At 34.7% G+C, this 14765-nt stretch carries 11 protein-coding genes; 10 read left to right on the forward strand and 1 reads right to left on the reverse strand.

Going from position 1 to position 14765, the window contains the following annotated elements; genetic code table 11:
• The first annotated feature begins 167 nt into the window (after positions 1-167).
• The 6 genes from lpdA (at position 168) to OH814_RS18900 (ending at position 4731) form a co-directional block, all read left to right on the forward strand.
• A complete protein-coding gene (gene lpdA, locus OH814_RS18875) occupies positions 168-1571 on the forward strand; it encodes a dihydrolipoyl dehydrogenase (protein ID WP_076559861.1) in 1404 nt (467 codons plus the stop codon).
• A gap of 131 nt (positions 1572-1702) precedes the next feature.
• A complete protein-coding gene (locus tag OH814_RS18880) occupies positions 1703-1987 on the forward strand; it encodes a hypothetical protein (protein ID WP_308829231.1) in 285 nt (94 codons plus the stop codon).
• A gap of 74 nt (positions 1988-2061) precedes the next feature.
• Complete coding sequence (locus OH814_RS18885; RefSeq protein ID WP_308829232.1) at positions 2062-2304, forward strand: hypothetical protein; 243 nt, start codon at positions 2062-2064, stop codon at positions 2302-2304.
• A 149-nt stretch (positions 2305-2453) separates the two neighbouring features.
• Positions 2454-3329, forward strand: coding sequence for a DUF4476 domain-containing protein (locus tag OH814_RS18890; protein WP_308829233.1), 876 nt, complete (start codon positions 2454-2456; stop codon positions 3327-3329).
• Positions 3330-3338: 9 nt separating this feature from the next.
• Positions 3339-3827: a hypothetical protein gene (locus OH814_RS18895; protein WP_308829234.1), complete on the forward strand. Its 489-nt coding sequence runs from the start codon at positions 3339-3341 to the stop codon at positions 3825-3827.
• 79 nt (positions 3828-3906) lie between these two features.
• Positions 3907-4731, forward strand: a complete 825-nt coding sequence (locus OH814_RS18900) for a S1 RNA-binding domain-containing protein (protein ID WP_076559866.1) — start codon at positions 3907-3909, stop codon at positions 4729-4731.
• 57 nt (positions 4732-4788) lie between these two features.
• Here the strand turns inward: OH814_RS18900 and OH814_RS18905 are convergent, their stop codons facing one another.
• Positions 4789-7983, reverse strand: a complete 3195-nt coding sequence (locus tag OH814_RS18905) for a T9SS type B sorting domain-containing protein (RefSeq protein ID WP_308829235.1) — start codon at positions 7981-7983, stop codon at positions 4789-4791.
• A 168-nt stretch (positions 7984-8151) separates the two neighbouring features.
• On the opposite strand from OH814_RS18905, the gene OH814_RS18910 reads away from it, so the two are divergent.
• The 4 genes from OH814_RS18910 (at position 8152) to OH814_RS18925 (ending at position 14533) form a co-directional block, all read left to right on the forward strand.
• Complete coding sequence (locus OH814_RS18910) at positions 8152-8745, forward strand: TetR/AcrR family transcriptional regulator (RefSeq protein WP_076559870.1); 594 nt, start codon at positions 8152-8154, stop codon at positions 8743-8745.
• A 92-nt stretch (positions 8746-8837) separates the two neighbouring features.
• Positions 8838-10190 carry a TolC family protein gene (locus OH814_RS18915; RefSeq protein WP_076559872.1) on the forward strand — a complete coding sequence of 451 codons (1353 nt, stop codon included), beginning with the start codon at positions 8838-8840 and terminating at the stop codon, positions 10188-10190.
• Positions 10191-10276: 86 nt separating this feature from the next.
• The gene (locus OH814_RS18920) at positions 10277-11338 is read left to right on the forward strand and encodes an efflux RND transporter periplasmic adaptor subunit (protein ID WP_115618811.1); all 1062 of its coding nucleotides are present in this window, start codon (positions 10277-10279) and stop codon (positions 11336-11338) included.
• Between the two features lie 6 nt (positions 11339-11344).
• Positions 11345-14533, forward strand: coding sequence for an efflux RND transporter permease subunit (locus OH814_RS18925; protein WP_076559877.1), 3189 nt, complete (start codon positions 11345-11347; stop codon positions 14531-14533).
• The last annotated feature ends 232 nt before the right edge of the window (positions 14534-14765 follow it).

The raw sequence follows: 14765 nt of genomic DNA on the forward strand, positions 1-14765 counted from the left end.
TCTTCAAATTTCCTGCTTGAAAAAATATCCTCGATGAAATAAACTCCCTTCGTCTAACCCCATCATCCCGCAACAAAAAACTTGACAAAACTCACTTGGGTGCGTGATAATTAATCATTAAATTTGTAAGAATTAATCAATCAGATAATAATAAATAAAAATATAAAATGAGTCAATTCGATGTTACCGTAATCGGTTCTGGTCCTGGAGGTTATGTAGCTGCTATTCGCGCTGCACAATTGGGTTTCAAAACAGCAATTATTGAAAAATATTCAACTTTAGGCGGAACTTGTCTTAACGTTGGATGTATTCCTTCAAAAGCGCTTTTAGACAGCTCTGAGCATTTCGAAAACGCAAAGCACAATTTTGAAAACCACGGAATTATCATTAACGAGCCAAAAGCAGATATTGCAAGAATGATTGCGAGAAAAAACGAAGTGGTAGAGCAGACTACAAAAGGTATCAACTTTTTGATGGACAAAAACAAAATCACTGTTTTTGAAGGTCTTGGAAGCTTCGAATCTGCAACTCAGATTAAAGTGACTAAAAACGACGGTTCTACAGAAACGATAGAATCTAAATATACCATTATTGCAACAGGTTCTAAACCTTCATCTTTACCTTTCATCACGTTAGATAAAGAAAGAGTGATCACTTCTACAGAAGCTTTAAATTTAAAAGAAATTCCTAAGCATTTGGTAGTAATCGGTGGTGGAGTTATCGGTCTTGAATTAGGTTCAGTTTATTTGAGACTTGGAGCTCAGGTTACTGTGGTTGAGTTTATGGACAAAATCATTCCTACAATGGATGGAGCTTTAAGTAAAGAATTGACTAAAGTTCTTAAAAAACAAGGAATGAAATTCATGCTTTCTACAGCGGTTTCTGCAGTTGAAAGAAATGGAGATTCTGTAAAAGTTACGGCTAAAGATAAAAAAGGAGAAGAAGTAACCGTTGAAGGAGATTACTGTTTGGTTTCTGTAGGTAGAAAACCTTACACAGAAGGTCTTGGCCTTGAAAAAGCAGGTGTTGAGCTTGACGAAAGAGGAAGAGTGAAAACAAACGATCATTTACAGACTAATGTTGCAAACATTTACGCAATCGGTGATGTAATTAAAGGGGCGATGTTGGCTCACAAAGCTGAAGAAGAAGGAGTTTTCGTTGCTGAAACTTTGGCAGGACAAAAACCTCACATTAATTATAACTTAATTCCGGGTGTTGTATACACTTGGCCTGAAGTTGCCGGAGTTGGTAAAACTGAAGAGCAATTGAAGGAAGAAGGTGTTGCTTACAAAATCGGAACTTTCCCAATGAGAGCATTAGGAAGAAGCCGTGCAAGTGGTGATATCGACGGTTTGGTAAAAATTATTGCTGACGAAAAAACGGATGAGGTTCTTGGTTTCCACATGATCGGAGCTAGAGCTGCCGATTTGGTCGCTGAAGGGGTAATTGCAATGGAATTTCGTGCAAGTGCAGAAGACATCGCAAGAAGTTCTCACGCTCACCCGACTTACGCAGAAGCTGTGAAGGAAGCTGCATTGGATGCTACCGGAAAAAGAGCATTGCATATGTAATGATTTGATTAAAAATTTAATCACTTAAATATTAAGACTGCCATCAATTTGACGGCAGTCTTTTTGTTTGTTAAAATATTGTTTATAAATTAGTTAAGGAATTAATCTGGACAAATCACAAAAAACAAATTTTGAAAAAATTATTATATCTGAATATTATTTTAATCGTCTTAATACTTGTTGCAAGTGTTGCGACATTTTATGGTTATAATTTCCCAATACCTTTTGATTTTATCGGTAATTTTAAAGATTACGGAACACAATATATTTTAATTTTTTTACTAATAATTGGGTTTTTAGCTTCTCTAATTGCATCAGTTAAAATCAAAAAATATAATTTTAAAAATAGATTTTTGTGTGTTTTTTTAATACTGAATTGTCTGTTTTTAGGTTTTCTTGTTTTTGAAAATATATAAAAAGGAGAAAAGCACTCACACTGCTTGAAAAAGAATACATACAGCAAGCTAAAAAAGATATTGAAAAAGATAGTGTGACCTATAAATTTGCAGGTGGATTTACTGTTCCTGTTTATAATGAAGAAACAGTAAATAAAATTGACAGTATCTGCAAAAACTATGGGGTAACTTATTTTAATACAGGTTGTATTATAGATTTTATGGATATTAAAGCCCAGGAAAAATATCATGAAACTGTAAAACCATATTTAATAAAAAGAAACGGGAAGAACTGGGAACAGAAAATGAAATCTGAAATAGAAAAAATAAAAAATTGATTTTATTTCTCTTCTTTTTTGTCTGAATTTCGCTTGGATTCAATATTTTCAACAAGGTTAAATGGATTAATTTTAAATTTTATTTTAATTAAAATTATCCATTTTTGGCATGGAAATAGACATCGAATTCACTATGAAATGAAATCATTATGAAAAAAATATTTACAATTTGTTCAATCTTATCTGGTCTATTATTTTTTGCGCAGGAAGCAGGAAAAGCAGGAGAGCTTTTAAAAAATGAAGTCTCTAAAAGGGAAATTGAATCTACAACCTCCAAAAAGCAAGATTCTCGAAATGATAATTCAGCTAATTCTTCAGGATACAGAAATTCAAATAATCAGAATAACACAAACAAAAGACCTGCAAACTCAAATTACCAATGGAATAATAATTACGGATATGCGGAAGTTTTCCTGAGAATTCCGGAGCAGGGAAATTTTTCTGTGGAATTGGCAGATCAGTTGATTGCGAACAATTCGGACAAGTATAGATTTTTTGATTTACCATCGGGAAGAGTTCCTATCTCAATCTACGAGAACGGATTTTTGATGTACAGAACAACCTTAAACGTTAGAAATAACAGCAGACTGGTTCTCGATTTTTTCACGGACGAAGGTTTATATCTTTTAGATTCTTATCCGCTTCAAAATGGCTATTACGGCTTTAATGATTGGAATGACATCTGGAACAATCCTTACGGAAATTCAGGAAACATGGGAAACATAAATTATCCTAATGTAATGGATAATCAAACGTTCCAGCAATTTTTAAGTACGATGAAACAAGATGCCTGGTTTGATGATAAAAAAATAACTTTTATTAATCAACAAGGTCGTCACGCAATGTTTACATCGGAGCAAATTAGCGTTTTGGTAAAAGATCTGAGCTTTGACAAAAATAAAATTGCTTTGGCTAAATCATTATTTTCGAAATGTGTTGATAAGCAAAAATATTTTGTCGTTGGTGATGCATTTGATTTTGAAAGCAGCAGACGAGATTTGATGGATTTTGTATCTAAAAATTAAAATTCTTTGATGAAAAAATTGATTCCATTTTTACTCATTATGTTATCGGGATTGAGTTTTGGTCAAAATATTGAACCTGTAAGGAAAACTGTTCAAAAAATTAATCAAACCAAAGATTTTAAAATTACAACAATTCCTTATTCATATTTTATGGATAATAATCAGGTAACAGATAACGGAATTGAATTAAAAGGATTTTATAAAAACGGTGAGCTTAAAAAGATAGAGCATTTTGTTGGCTTATCAGCCTGGAATATTGTAACTGAATATTTTTTTTCAAAAAATAATCAACTGATTTTTGTTCACTCAATAAAATATCAAACCATTGATGAAAACGGATATTTAAAAAAGCCTCAAAAACTTTCTGAATTAAGATGCTATTATGAAAATAATAAACTGATAAAATCTGTTGGAACATTTAATAATGATGAAAAAACAGATTATCTGAAAGAATCTCAAAATCTTAAAAATGATTTGAAAAATTATAATAAACTCTAATTCTAAAACTCTCCAAATCAAAAACCCTTAAAACTCTCCCACTTATTTTCCTTACCTTTGCCAACTAAATTTATCATTAATGCAACTCGGAAAAACCCAAACTTTAAAAATTTCAGAAAAAAACAATTCAGGATGGATGCTTGAATCAGAGACGGGCGAAAGCGCTTTTATGTCTAAAGTTTTTATTCGTGAAGAAAAAGAAATTGGTGATGAGATTGAAGTTTTTGTGTATCAGGATGATAACAAACTGAAAGCAACTACCGAAATTCCTTTGGCTGAAGTGGGTGAGTTTGCGGTGATGAGCTGTGTGCAAAGTCTTCCAACCGGTGCGTTTATGGATTGGGGGATCATCAAAGATGTTTTCATTCCTTACAAACAGCAGAAGACAAAAATTATTGAGGGTAAAAGATACCTTGTTCATCTTTATGTAGATGATGAGCTGAAATTGATTACCGGAACTACAAAATTTAAAAGAAATCCACAATATGAAGATCTTCCTTTCCAAAAAGGAGATAAAGTAGATTTATTGATGATGAATGAAAGCGAATTGGGCTGGAATGTCGTTATCAACAAAAAATATATCGGATTAATTTATACTTCTGATGTTTACAAAAAACTATATCCGCTTTCAGAAGAAGAAGGATATATCAAGGATATTCGTGAAGATGGGAAAATTGACGTTTCACTTCAGCCTGTAGGTTTTGAGAATATTGATGAGTTTAAGCAGAAAATCCTAAATAAATTAGAGGAAAATTTCGGGCTTCTTCATCTTTCAGACAAATCTTCACCGGAAGAGATCAAAGATGAATTGCAGATGAGTAAAAAGAACTTCAAAAAAGCCTTAGGCGGTTTGTATAAAGATAAAATCGTCGATATTTTAGATGATAAAATCAAGTTAGTTTAAAACGAAATTAATTTACCAAAACAAAAGCGAGCAGAAATTTCTGCTCGTTTTTTTGTGTTATTCTCTGTTCTTTATCAAAAGCCAGCCTGTATAATTTCTGCCGTCTGATACTTTTATAGAATACCAGTAATTTCCTGTAGGAATTGGTGAACCTTTGATTTTAGCATCCCATTCTAAAGGCTTTTTATTGATGATTTGTTTGAAAACCAAAACTCCTTTTCTATCGAAAACATGAATTTCCGATCCTGTATAATTTTCTAAGCCTGCAATTTTCCATTTGTCATTTATTCCGTCTCCATTCGGGCTGATCGCATTTGGAATATTAAAGATAGAAAAAGGTTTCTGGCCAATGATACAGCCAGATTTTGTTCTTACATAAACAATATATTCTCCCATTCCTAGATTATTGAATATATTAGACTCCTGCCAAGAAGAATTATCTAAAGAATATTCATAGTTTCCGGAGGCTGAAAGAACAATCGTGGCTGAATTATTATTGATATTCACCGAAACAATTTCCGCTAAAACAGAATAACTCAACTGAATAGTATCGGTATTGGTACATCCAAACATATTGGTAACGGTTACAGAATAATTTCCGGGACTTGAAACGGAAATTGTTTGTGTGGTCGCTCCGGTATTCCATAAGTACGATGTATAGCCTGTTCCTGCATCTAGAGTTACCGTTTTGCCTTTACAGAAATCAAAATCTTCTGGAAGTGTAATAATTGGTTTCGGATTTAAGACTAATTCTAAAACAACATTTTTAAAACATCCATCCGCCGTTGCAACTTTTACATTGATCACATTTGAGCCTATATTTAATGTATAATTTGCCAGGTTCGGAATTGGAGCTCCTGCTTGAGTGGTAAAGGTGAAAATATAATTATTAGGATTTGCAATAATGTTGCTTTGGTATGAAGTAAGATCTACAACCATGGTAATGTCTGTAGAAATATTACAAAGTGACGTTCTGTAATTGTCTGCCGGAACATTGTTTTGCGAAAGTGTTACGGTAATTGCCAGTTTTTCAGATTCACACCCATTTAAAGTTTGGGTAACGAAATAAGTTTGCCCATGAACGAGTGGAGTGGTAAGCGGTAAAATATTTCCTGTGGCATTGTAATAAATTAAACCTATTCCGTTTACCACTAAATTTGCTAATGTAGGATTTGCAGATTCACAGAAATCCTGATTTACATTTGCGACAGGTTTTGGTGTATTGTTTACCGTAACCTGAATAGAGATTTTATTACTTTCGCAACCGTTAATCGTTTGTGATGCAAAATAAGTTTGCCCGTTTACAAGTGGAGTAGTTGTAGGCAAAATATTATTTGCAGCATCATACCATTTGATATTTTGACCTGTGATTTGAAGGTTTGCTATTGTTGGTTGATTGGTTGCACAAAAAACTTGATTTGTAATTGTTGTCGTTGGTAATGCAGGAGAATTTACAATTACATTTTGATTCTGTGTGGAGATATTTCCGTTTCCGTCGCTGTAAGTCCAATGAATGATATAAGTTCCCGGAATTGAATAATTAAGCGTATCTGTAGTTGTAGCAATAATAGTTCCAACGCAATTATCTGTTGCAGTCGGAATATTAGAAATTATGGTGTTGCAATCTCCTGAAATGTCGGGAAGTTGTGCTGTATTTGGAACTGGCGCGATGTTGTCACCAACTACAACATTTACAGTGAAACTTCCGTCGCATGCTCCCGATCCTGAAATCTGACATGTATAAGTTCCTGCATTTGCTAAAGTAGAATTAGGAATAGTCGGGTTTTGGAGACTAGATGTAAACCCGTTTGGTCCTGTCCAGTTGTAAATTGCTCCTCCTGTCGCATTTAATTGAATGTTTGAATTGATACAAACAGGAGAATTTGAAGAAACTGAATTTTGCGAATTTGCATTATATTTATAAAATAAAACATCGGTATCTCCATTACCACTATTATTGTTTATTGTAGTGCCATTCATTACAATAGGTTTAGCAGTAAAGTTTGCCGAGACATATACTTCATCATTATGAATGAATATTTCATCGGCAGCATTTAATGATCCATATTGATTGGGCTGCATTGTTGTATTCGATTTAAATAAAACCTCTGGCTGAAAATTACTTAGATTTATTTTAAATAAAACTAAATCTTCATGATTGTAAGTGTAGCCTGAACTTGAAAGAGTACTAGATGATGTTAAATTAGTATTTCCTAAAGTCATATTTTTAGAAAAGCTACCAAATCCGTAAAGATAATCATTAGTCTCAGCAAAGTAAGCGTTATTAAGTGTGTATGTATTATTATTGTACTCTTGAGGTATTTGCAAATTAGAATTATTGTAAAACTGTAAATGTCTTGTAAGATTTAAGGTTGAGATATCAAATTCTGAGATGATACTTTGTATAACTCCGTTATTAGGATTTCCTGTAGAAAAATTTACATTGTCTATTTTAGTAGCAATTGAAAAACTACCATAAACATACATTTTATTGTTCAATTTATTATAATGTAAATTAGTTGGGCAATAAGCCCAATAAACTCCAGTGTTATTTGAAATCTCTTTTGAAAGTATTAGTTGTAAGTTGGTGTTAAATTTTTCAATTTTGCTATATTGAAAGTTGGCATCTACTTTAGAAATATATATATTTCCATCATTATCCATCGCAGAATCTTTAAAGTTTTCAATATTTTGTCCCAACTGAATAGCATTGTAAAAGTTTCCATCGGTATCAAATTTAGCGAGAAAAGCTCGGGCATACGGTGATGTATTTCCGCTGTTATTAGTAAAGTTTATCAGACCAAAAAAATTTAAATTATAATTATACACACCAGTAACTATTACAGTGTTTTGATGTATAAAAATGTTTTTTGCGAGCCTTCTTACTTCTCCAGTGAATTGCTTTTGCCATATCAATACACCATTTGAATTGTATTTGGTCAATTTATTTACATAATTCATGTAATATCCATCAGTTCCTAATGTATAAATATTTCCATATTCATCTACATTAAATGATTGTATCACTTCTGTTTTTTCCCATTGAAGATTACAATTAAAATCATATTTCTTCATTTTTGCTGTAGTGTAAGAATTGTTTGGATGGTATACGAATAAAAATCCATCATTTGTTTTTTTCATTCCAACAGTATCATCAAAAACCCACTCGCCAAAATTTTTTGCACAATTATTACATTGTGCATTTATTGAAAATGAAAATAAAAGAATAATCAGTAATAAAATTTTTCTCATCATTATAATTTCTGCAAATATAATCAAACAAAGATCTTATACGAATTAATAAATCATGAATATGTGATCCGCAGAAAAAATATGACGAAAATCACATTAATTATTTTGTTTAACAATTTTGTCAAAACGAATGATTGATTTATATTTGCACAAAATTGTTTAACAAAAATGTCAAAACAAGAAAAAAAAGATCAAACCCAAGAGTTAATCAAGCAAACTGCAAAGAATTTATTCTTTGTACAAGGTAAGTTTGATGCTACAACACAGGAAATAGCTGATGAAGCAGGTGTCAACAGAACACTTATTAATTACTATTTCAGATCAAGAGATAATCTGATTCAGATTATTTTTGATGACGCACAAAAAGTAGAAAAAGAAAAATCTGAAATCATTATGAATTCTGATCTTCCTTTTAAAGAAAAAATAGGTCAATTTATTGAGGGAAGCCTTTCTACAAGCCTTCAGTATCCTTATCTGGAAACTTATATCGTTTCACAAATTAATAAAGGAAACTGTCGTAAAAAAGATATTGAAACTGACGATCTCGAAAAGCTTTATAAAGATATTGAAACAGAAATGGAACTGGGAAACATCGAAAAAATGAAACCGGTACATTTTATCCTCAATATGATCGCCTTACTCATTTTCCCAAGTGCCATCAGACCATTATTTATGGAAAACATGAATGTCACAGATAAAGAATTTGATGAGTTGATTGCAGAGAGAAAAGATATCATTCTTAACATGCTTTTTAAAAATTAATTAAAAACTGTTAAAGTAATTTAAGAATTAGATCGTCCTTTAGGAATAAAGATTCAAACAGAGAAAACAAAAAATAAACGAAGTATAAAATTATGAACAGAAAACGTATAACTGCAAAGAAGCTAAAAATTGGGATAGCTGCTGCATTTATGATTTTCGGCTCTTCATCTGCCTATGCACAGCAACAGGTGTCGCTGCAGGAAGCTATTAAGCAGGCTTTACAAAATAAAGCTGAGGCAAAAAAAGCAGCTTTGCAGATTAAAAAAGCAGAGTACAAAATCAATGAAGCAAGAGCCGGAGCTTTACCACAGATTGGGGCTACTGCAGGGGTAACTTACAATCCGGTGATTCAGGAGTCATTGCTTGAATTTGGAGGTGAAAGAATTCGTGCACAGTTGGGGCAGGCTTGGCAGTCACAGGCTGTTGTAACTCTTAATCAGACTATTTTTGACCAAAGAGTTTTTACAGGCCTTAAAGCAGCAAAATCTACCAGAGAATTTTATGTTTTAAATGCTCAGTTGACCAACGAACAATTGATCGAAAATGTAGCAACAGCCTATTATCAGGTTTTTGTGCAGGAAGAAAATCTTAAAACTCTGAATGTAAGTTACACAAATACAGAAAAAGTAAGAAACGTAATTAAGAGTTTGGTAGATAATGGTTTGGCAAAAGGAATCGACTTAGACCGTACCAATGTTCAGTTGACGAATATCAGTTCGAGCAGACAGCAATTGGTGAATGCGGTGGAGCTTTCAAAGAACTCTTTGAAGTTTTATATGGGAATTCCTATTGATACAGAAATTGAACTGGAAGAAAAAACAATCGAGCCTCAACCACAGCTTTTGGCTGATGCCGTAAATCTTGAAGGACGTTCTGAACTGAAGGTTTTACAGAAAAACAGAGAGCTTTTAGTATATAATAAAAAAGCTACTGAAGCATATCTTTATCCTACGGTTGGATTGCAGGCAAACTACGGTTGGGCCGGAATGGGTAAAAAATTCCCTTTAACAAACGGATTGAATAACGGAGTTCTTTGGAGTGATTATTCTGCGATTGGTTTAAATATAAACATTCCGATTTTTACGGGTGGTTCTACAAAATCAAAAATTCAGCAGGCTGAAATCGATATTTTAGATCTTGATCAGGATATTCAGAATACACAGCTTCAGCTAAGTTTAGAGTATAAAAATGCGGTTACCAATATTGAAAATTCATTAATCAATATTGAGAGCATGAAAAACAACGTTACGCTTGCCGAAAAAGTACAGAAAGACACCCAGTCAAATTATCAGTACGGTTTAGCAACATTAACTGAAGTTTTAGATTCTGAAAATGCATTAACAGATGCAAAGCAGAATTATACCACAGCATTACTAGATTACAAACAGGCTGAGATTAAATTAATAAAAGCTAAAGGCGAGCTTAATACTTTACAAAACCCATAACAACATGAAATCGCTATGAATTGCAGTAAAAAAATTACTAAAGATTTGGCGATTGCATTTGACTTTTAATTAATAAATAACTTCAAATGAAAAAAACTTTAATATATATCATCGTAGCAGCCGTACTGGTTGGTTTGGCAGCTTGGAAAATTGCAGATAACAAAAAGAAACAGGAAACTGAAGTAAAAGAAGTAGCAAAACAGGTTGACAAGATCAACGTGAATGTAATTACTGTTTCAAGACAAAATATTGATACCGATTATAGCGCAAACGGAACTTTTATTCCAAAGCAGGAAATGCAGCAGTCTTCTGAGATTTCAGGACGTATTGTAAGTGTTTTGGTAAAAGAAGGTTCAAAAGTAGGTGCTGGTCAAGTATTAGCAACGATTAAAAGAGACGCGATTGAAGTAGATGTTACTCAGGCGCAAAACAATTTGCAGAACGCAATTATCGATAATCAACGTTACGAAAATGCTTATAAAACTGGTGGTGTTACAAAGCAACAGCTTGATAACTCAAGATTACAGTTAAAAAATATGCAGGCTGCAGTAAGAGCTCAGGGTGTAAGAGTAAATGATACAAGCATCAGAGCGGGAATCAGCGGTACCATCAACAAAAAAATGGTTGAGCCGGGAATGGTGGTTGCACCGGGAACTGCTTTATTTGAAATTGTAAATATCAATTCATTGAAACTTTCGGTTTTGGTTGACGAAAGCCAGATCGGAAGAATTCAGCTGGGTCAGGAAGTGCCAATTAATGTAAATGTTTTACCGGACGATTCTTTCAGTGGGAGAATTACGTTCATCGCTCCTAAAAGTGATGCATCTTTGAATTTCCCTGTTGAAATTGAAGTTCAGAACAGAGGAAACCTGAAAGCGGGTATGTACGCAACAGCGACTTTCAAAACCAACAACGGTGCTGAAACTCAAAATATGTTGACCGTTCCTGCAGAAGCCTTCGTAAACGGAGTAAGCTCAGGACAATTATTTATCGTAAGCAACGGAACTGCTAAAATGATTAAAGTGCAGACCGGTAAAGTGTACGGTGACAAAGTTCAGATCTTAAGCGGATTAAACGGTGGCGAGCAGGTAATTACCAGTGGACAAATCAACCTAGATAACGGTTCAAAAATCAATATCGTAAAGTAACAGCAGATGAAGTTAGCAGAAATATCCATTAAAAGGCCGTCCCTCGTTATCGTATTGTTTACGATTCTTACGTTGGGAGGTTTATTAAGCTACTCCATGATGGGGTACGAGTTGATTCCGAAGTTTGAAACCAATATGGTAACTATTTCTACGGTTTATCCGGGAGCTTCACCTGCTGAGGTGGAAACTTCGGTAACCCGAAAGATCGAAGATGCTGTAGGTTCTTTGGAAAACGTAAAAAAAGTAGAATCTTCATCTTACGAAAGTTTATCGGTAATCATGGTTCAGCTGAACACAGGTGCCGATGTAAACTATGCGTTGAATGATGCACAGAGAAAAGTAAATGCTATTCTGGCAGATCTTCCCGAAGATGCAGATCCGCCTTCTCTTCAAAAATTCTCGTTAGATGATCTACCGATCATGACGCTTAGTATTACCAGTAATAAGCTGAATAATAAAGAGCTTTATGATCTTTTAGATAAAAAAGTAGAGCCTATTTTCTCCCGTGTAAACGGTGTGGCTCAGGTTGACCTTGTGGGTGGACAGGAGAGAGAGATTCAGGTAAATTTAGATGAGAAGAAACTGCAGGGTTACGGTCTATCAATTGGTGATGTGCAGCAGGCAATTCTTTCATCCAACTTAGATTTCCCTACGGGAGCTTTGAAAACTAGAACTTCAAGATCTACCATCAGACTTTCTGGAAAATATAGAGATGTGGCTGAGATGAATAATCTTGTCGTTTCTAATAAAAACGGAGCGCAGGTGCGTCTGTCTGATATTGCAACCGTTTTCGATACCCAGAAAGATGTAGAGAAAGTGGCAAGATTCAATCAAAATCCTACGATTTTGATGCAGGTGAAGAAACAGTCAGATGCCAATGCGGTGGCAGTTTCAGAATTGGTTCAGTCAACAATTGCTCAGGTTCAGAACAATTATAAAGCACAGGATGTTAAAGTAAGTATTGTAGATGACTCTACAGAGTTTACTTTAGAAGCTGCTGATCACGTAATTTTCGATTTATTCTTAGCGATTATTTTGGTGGCAGTGGTAATGCTTTTATTCCTTCACAACATCAGAAACGCATTTATTGTAATGGTTTCTATTCCGGTGTCGTTGATTGCAACGGTAATCGGGATGTATCTGATGGGGTATACCTTAAACTTGATGAGTTTATTAGGACTTTCATTGGTTGTTGGTATTCTTGTGGATGATGCGATTGTAGTTTTGGAAAACGTTTACCGTCACATGGAGATGGGGAAAAGCAGAATTCGTGCAGCATACGACGGAGCTTCAGAGATCGGATTTACGGTAACGGCGATCACGATGGTAATTGTGGTGGTATTCTTACCGATTGCAATGAGTTCAGGATTAGTTTCTGATATCCTGGCACAGTTCTGCGTCACGGTAGTTATTGCGACAATGTTCTCGTTATTGGCTTCATTTACCATTATTCCTTGGTTATCATCAAGATTTGGTAAATTGGTACACCTTACCGGTAAAAATCCTTTTGAGAAATTTATCCTTTGGTTTGAAAAGCAATTGGAGAAATTCACACACTGGATTTCTGGAATTCTTGAATGGGCTTTAAAAACAACATTAAGAAGAGTGATGACTGTTATTGTAACATTTATTATTTTGATCTCTTCATTTATGTTGGTGGCATTCGGATTTATCGGGGGTGAATTCTTCCCTAAAATGGATAGAGGCCAGTTCCTTGTTCAGATGGAGTTACCTAAAGATGCTTCTGTAGAAAAAACCAATCAATTGACTTTGGAGGTTGAGAAATACCTTAGAAATGATAAAGATGTGGTAGATATGATTACAACGGTTGGTCAGCAGTCATCAGGTTTTGGTGGTGCGCAGGCGACATTGTATCAATCAGAAATTCAGGTAATTTTAGTTGATAAATCTGAGCGTAACGAAAGTACAGACATTAAATCAGCAAAAATAAAGAGAGCTTTAGAAGAAAAGTTCACCGGAGTTGAGTTTAAAACAGCACCAATCGGATTGATGGGAGCAGATAATGCACCAATTGAAATGGTGGTAACCGCTCAGGATAACGAAACCGCTAATAAAGAAGCCAACAGAATTTTGGCTTTGCTTAAAAAAGTTCCGGGTTCTGTAGATGCAGAATTATCAACTGACTCAGGAAACCCTGAAGTGCAGGTGAATATTGACAGAGATAAAATGGCTTCTTTAGGTTTAAATCTTTCTAGTGTAGGACAAACGATGCAGACTGCATTCAGTGGAAATACAGACGGGAAATTCAGAGCCGGAGAATACGAATATGACATCAACATCCGTTTTGGTGATGCCAACAGACAGTCGATTGATGATGTAAGAAATCTTATGTTTACAAATCCTAACGGTGAACAGATCAGACTAAGTCAGTTTGCAGATGTGAAAATGGGTTCAGGACCAAGTTTATTGGAACGTAGAGACAAAGCACCTTCTGTAAAAGTGAAATCTAAAGTTGTAGGTCGTCCTGTAGGAGATGTTGCCAACGAATGGGCAGCTCAGTTTATGGATAACGAAAAAACCAAGCCTGCAGGGGTAAGCTATATCTGGAGTGGTGATATGGAAAACCAGACCGAAGGTTTCGGTACGTTAGGAATTGCTTTACTGGCAGCTATCGTACTGGTATATCTGGTAATGGTTTCATTGTATGACTCGTTTGTGTATCCGTTTGTTGTATTGTTCTCAATTCCTTTGGCATTGATCGGGGTAATGGTTATTTTGGCCATCACCGGAAATTCATTAAACATCTTTACGATGTTGGGGATGATCATGTTGATTGGTTTGGTGGCGAAAAATGCGATTATGATTGTCGATTTTGCCAATATGAGAAAAGCAGCAGGTGCAACTACACATGACGCTTTGATACAGGCCAACCACGCACGTCTTCGTCCGATCCTGATGACCACGATTGCGATGATCTTCGGTATGATCCCGATTGCGATTGCAAAAGGAGCAGGAGCCGAGATGAATAATGGTCTTGCTTGGGTAATCATCGGTGGTTTGACTTCATCATTATTCCTTACTTTGATTATTGTACCGGTAGTGTATTCACTATTCGATTCAATTCTAAGAAGAATGGGTAAAGATGAAAAAGTAGATTACGATGCTGAAATGAAAGCAGAATATGATCACAGAGAACTAAGTGAAGACGGATTTACTCCGAAACACGTAGACTAATATAACAGCCTTAATTAACCTAAAGCGCATCAATTTGATTGATGCGCTTTTTTATTTAAATTTCGCTGCATAACTTGTGGCTGAGGTTTTTGAAAGGTTCCGACAGGTTCTGAAATACTCCCGATATGTCTCCAGACTATCCTGCAGTCTCATGAACCCCAAAATATACGTTCCATAACCCAAATGTCGGGGTACTGAACCGTAAATTATAGGTTAATAAAAAGTGCCGATA

It is taken from the genome of Chryseobacterium sp. CFS15 (assembly GCF_031118795.1).
Lineage (GTDB): Bacteria > Bacteroidota > Bacteroidia > Flavobacteriales > Weeksellaceae > Chryseobacterium > Chryseobacterium indoltheticum.

Coding starts and splice junctions, on each gene's coding strand:
- lpdA (WP_076559861.1), top strand. CDS start 168: ATGAGTCAATTCGATGTTACCGTAATCGGTTCTGGTCCTGGAGGTTAT.
- OH814_RS18890 (WP_308829233.1), top strand. CDS start 2,454: ATGAAAAAAATATTTACAATTTGTTCAATCTTATCTGGTCTATTATTT.
- OH814_RS18895 (WP_308829234.1), top strand. CDS start 3,339: ATGAAAAAATTGATTCCATTTTTACTCATTATGTTATCGGGATTGAGT.
- OH814_RS18900 (WP_076559866.1), top strand. CDS start 3,907: ATGCAACTCGGAAAAACCCAAACTTTAAAAATTTCAGAAAAAAACAAT.
- OH814_RS18905 (WP_308829235.1), bottom strand. CDS start 7,983: ATGAGAAAAATTTTATTACTGATTATTCTTTTATTTTCATTTTCAATA.
- OH814_RS18910 (WP_076559870.1), top strand. CDS start 8,152: ATGTCAAAACAAGAAAAAAAAGATCAAACCCAAGAGTTAATCAAGCAA.
- OH814_RS18915 (WP_076559872.1), top strand. CDS start 8,838: ATGAACAGAAAACGTATAACTGCAAAGAAGCTAAAAATTGGGATAGCT.
- OH814_RS18920 (WP_115618811.1), top strand. CDS start 10,277: ATGAAAAAAACTTTAATATATATCATCGTAGCAGCCGTACTGGTTGGT.
- OH814_RS18925 (WP_076559877.1), top strand. CDS start 11,345: ATGAAGTTAGCAGAAATATCCATTAAAAGGCCGTCCCTCGTTATCGTA.